The following is a 3,601-nucleotide window of genomic DNA, read 5'->3' on the forward strand; positions in this document are numbered from 1 at the left end:
ACCGACCGCGCCTATATCGTCTATGCCGGCGAGATTCTCACCGAGGGCAGTCCGGAAGAGATCGTCGCCGACCCCGACGTGCGCCGCCTGTATCTGGGTGAGGAATTCCGGCTCTGACCTGGGGCTTGGTTCCAGCCATCGGGCAACCCGGGCGGGAAATCATTAACGACCTTCCATTGATCGGCCGCTCATCAAATTTTCTCATTCGTCAAGCCGTGTACATCGGTCCTGGAGTAGTTTAAGCAAGAATCGGACCAACTCACGGATCGTTCCTGCCTCCATGGCGCTGACGCAGAGATTAGAGTTCCGCCAGTCCCAGTCGCTGGTGATGACGCCGCAGCTGATGCAGGCGATCAAGCTGCTGCAGCTATCCAATCTCGACCTGTCGGCCTTTGTCGAGGAGGAATTGGAACGCAACCCGCTGCTGGAACGCGCCAGCGACGGTCCGGAACCGCCGGTCGCGGGCGAAGCGGTTCAAGAACGCCCCGACTACGACGAAGCGGATGTCATGAACGGCGGCGATGTGACGGGCACCGTCGACACCGCCAGCGGCGCCGACGGCTTCGAGCCGGCGGCCGAGGAATGGCTGAGCCGGGACCTTGGCAGCCGGACGGAGATCGAGCAGACGCTCGACACCGGGCTCGACAACGTCTTCTCCGAGGAGCCGGCCGAGGCGGCCGCGCGCAACGCCCAGGATGCGGCGCCCACCACCTACACCGAATGGGGCGGCGGCGCCTCCAATGACGAGGACTACAATCTCGAGGCCTTCGTGGCCGCCGAGGTCAGGCTGGCCGATCATCTGGCCGAGCAGCTCGCGGTGGCCTTCACCCATCCCTCGCAGCGCATGATCGGCCAATATTTGATCGACCTCGTCGACGACGCCGGCTATGTGCCGTCCGATCTCGGCCAGGCCGCCGACCGGCTCGGCGCAGCGCAGGCCGATGTCGAGGCCGTGCTTGCCGTGCTGCAGACTTTCGATCCGCCCGGGGTCTGCGCCCGGAATTTGAGCGAATGCCTCGCCATCCAGCTCCGCGAGCTCGATCGCTACGATCCCGCCATGCAGGCCCTGGTCGAGCATCTCGATCTGCTCGCCAAGCGCGACATTGGCGGCTTGCGCAAGGTCTGCGGCGTCGACGACGAGGACATCCTCGACATGATCGGCGAGATCCGGCGGCTCGATCCGAAACCCGGGCTGAAATTCGGCACCGCGCGGATGCAATCGGTGGTGCCGGACGTCTATGTGCGGCCTGGGCCCGATGGCGGCTGGCACGTCGAGCTGAACAGCGACACCTTGCCGCGGGTTCTGGTCAACCAGAGCTATTACTCGGAGCTGTCCAGAACGATCCGCAAGGACGGCGACAAATCCTATTTCACCGACTGCCTGCAGAACGCGACCTGGCTGGTGCGCGCGCTCGACCAGCGCGCCCGCACCATACTCAAGGTGGCGACCGAGATCGTGCGCCAGCAGGACGGCTTCTTCACCCATGGCGTCGCGCATCTGCGGCCGCTCAACCTGAAGGCCGTGGCGGATGCGATCCAGATGCACGAATCGACGGTGTCGCGCGTGACCGCGAACAAGTACATGGCGACGAATCGCGGAACGTTCGAATTGAAATATTTCTTCACCGCCTCGATCGCGTCGGCCGACGGCGGCGAGGCTCATTCGGCGGAAGCGGTGCGCCATCATATCAAGCAATTGATCGATGCCGAGGAACCGGCCGCCATCCTTTCCGACGATACCATCGTGGAACGCCTGCGCGAGTTCGGCATCGACATCGCCCGCCGCACGGTCGCGAAGTACCGTGAGGCGATGCGGATCCCGTCCTCCGTGCAGCGTCGCCGCGACAAGCAGAGTGCCCTGGCGTTGCCGATCTAGGCGTTTGGGGTGCATTGTCGCGCCAGCGCGCGATTCGAGCGTGACGACGTTGCCTTGTCGAAGTCGCTGAAAGCGGTCGGCGCAGCGATTGCGCCCCGGCCAAATCGCGTTAGAGTTCTCTCCCCGCCAGAAAATATCGAGGCATCCGATGACCTTGCGGATTTCGGGAAAAAGCATCAGCGTCGGTGAAGCGCTGCGCGGGCGCGTCAGCGAGCGCACCGAGGAGGTGCTGCGCAAATATTTCGACGGCAACTATTCCGGCCACATCACGCTGAGCAAGGACGGCTTCGGCTTCCGGACCGATTGCGCATTGCATCTGGATTCCGGCATCACGCTCGAAGCCGAATCGAACGCGCCCGATGCCTATGCCAGCGCCGACGCCGCGCTGTTGATGATCGAGAAGCGCCTGCGCCGCTACAAGAGCCGGCTGAAGGATCGTTCCGCACGCAAGACCCACGTCGCCAATGTGGCGATGATGGAGCTCGTGGCGCCGACGCTGGATGCGTCGAGCTATGTGATCGAAGCACCGGCGGAAGGCGAGGGCGAGGTCGATGGCTACAGTCCGGTGATCATCGCGGAGGCGACCACCGCGCTGAAGCGGCTGTCGGTGAGCGAGGCCGTGATGGAGCTCGATCTCTCGGGCGCGCCCTGCCTCGTCTTCCAGCACGGTTCGAGCGGAAGGGTGAACATCATCTACCGCCGCTCCGACGGCAACATCGGATGGGTCGATCCGACCGCCGTCAGAGCGTAGCTTGCGGCTTTTTTAGGCCGGTTTGACGTGCGTTAGCGTTTTTAAGGATAGGCTGATGGAACGTGCTTGTAGGAGTTGGCACCGCCCTTGCGTTGGAGTAGAAGCCCCCCAAATCGAGAGGCCAGGGCACCAGCCCGTGTCCCCTGCAAGACGCTCGATGACGGCTTGTCGAGAGCCCTATTCGCAACTGACGGTTCAAGCACCTCGGAACGCCCCATGACGATTACCGATCTGGTCGCACCCGAGGCGGTCATCCCGGCATTGAAGGTCAACAGCAAGAAGCAGGCGATCCAGGAGCTGGCAGCGAAGGCGGCCGAGCTCACAGGGCAGAACGAGCGGGCGATCTTCGAGGTCTTGCTGCAACGCGAGAAGCTCGGCACCACCGCTGTCGGCTACGGCGTGGCGATTCCGCATGGCAAGTTGCCGAAGCTCGAGCGGCTGTTCGGTCTGTTCGCGCGGCTGGAGCGTCCGATCGATTTCGAGGCGATGGATGGCCAGCCGGTCGATCTGGTGTTTCTGCTGCTGGCGCCGGAAGGCGCGGGCGCCGACCACCTCAAGGCGCTGGCGCGCATCGCGCGGCTGTTGCGCGACCAGGACGTCGCCAAGAAGCTGCGTGCCTCGCGCGACGCGCCGGCGATCTATTCGGTGCTGGCGCTGCCGCCCGCGAGCGCGGCCTGATCTTCCGAAAGTTTTGCAACACTTGTGTGTAGCGGGACTTTCCCCGGGTCCGCTCACCCGGGCTACGGGTGCCAAATGAAATGCGCGGATGCCGGCCTCGCATCGAGGAGGCCGACACCCGCGCATCTGAATTCGAGGATGCGCCTGCTCGTCGCTAGTGCACGCTCACGGCCTGCAGCTCGTTGCTCCAGGCATTGGCGACCGCCGCTTCGCGCGAATCGGTCAGCATGATCGGCGTGCCATCGGCGGCATGCAGGGCGAAGAGCTTGAGGCCCGGGGCAATACGGGGCGCCTGC

Annotated in this window: 4 protein-coding genes and 1 pseudogene; 4 read left to right on the forward strand and 1 reads right to left on the reverse strand. The window is 64.2% G+C overall.

Annotation, left to right across the window (positions count from 1 at the left end):
• From JOY90_RS19655 to ptsN, 4 genes and pseudogenes are all read left to right on the forward strand, one after another.
• Nucleotides 1-117 (forward strand): annotated as a pseudogene (locus JOY90_RS19655) (LPS export ABC transporter ATP-binding protein); the annotation flags it as partial.
• Between the two features lie 163 nt (nt 118-280).
• Nucleotides 281-1,876, forward strand: a complete 1,596-nt coding sequence (gene rpoN / locus JOY90_RS19660) for an RNA polymerase factor sigma-54 (RefSeq protein WP_291692771.1) — start codon at nt 281-283, stop codon at nt 1,874-1,876.
• A 148-nt stretch (nt 1,877-2,024) separates the two neighbouring features.
• On the forward strand, nt 2,025-2,627 hold the full coding sequence (raiA, locus tag JOY90_RS19665; protein ID WP_291692772.1) for a ribosome-associated translation inhibitor RaiA: 603 nt from the start codon (nt 2,025-2,027) through the stop codon (nt 2,625-2,627).
• Nucleotides 2,628-2,843: 216 nt separating this feature from the next.
• Nucleotides 2,844-3,305 carry a PTS IIA-like nitrogen regulatory protein PtsN gene (gene ptsN, locus JOY90_RS19670; protein WP_291692773.1) on the forward strand — a complete coding sequence of 154 codons (462 nt, stop codon included), beginning with the start codon at nt 2,844-2,846 and terminating at the stop codon, nt 3,303-3,305.
• Nucleotides 3,306-3,459: 154 nt separating this feature from the next.
• Here ptsN and JOY90_RS19675 read toward each other — a convergent pair.
• The coding region (locus tag JOY90_RS19675) for a DUF1150 family protein (RefSeq protein WP_291692774.1) at nt 3,460-3,601 on the reverse strand (142 nt) is incomplete at its 5' end.

This window comes from Bradyrhizobium sp. (genome assembly GCF_019242285.1).
Taxonomy (GTDB): domain Bacteria; phylum Pseudomonadota; class Alphaproteobacteria; order Rhizobiales; family Xanthobacteraceae; genus Bradyrhizobium.

What these genes read in the sequence shown, in the direction of transcription:
- raiA (WP_291692772.1), top strand. Translation starts at nt 2,025, where the DNA reads ATGACCTTGCGGATTTCGGGAAAAAGCATCAGCGTCGGTGAAGCGCTG.
- rpoN (WP_291692771.1), top strand. Translation starts at nt 281, where the DNA reads ATGGCGCTGACGCAGAGATTAGAGTTCCGCCAGTCCCAGTCGCTGGTG.
- ptsN (WP_291692773.1), top strand. Translation starts at nt 2,844, where the DNA reads ATGACGATTACCGATCTGGTCGCACCCGAGGCGGTCATCCCGGCATTG.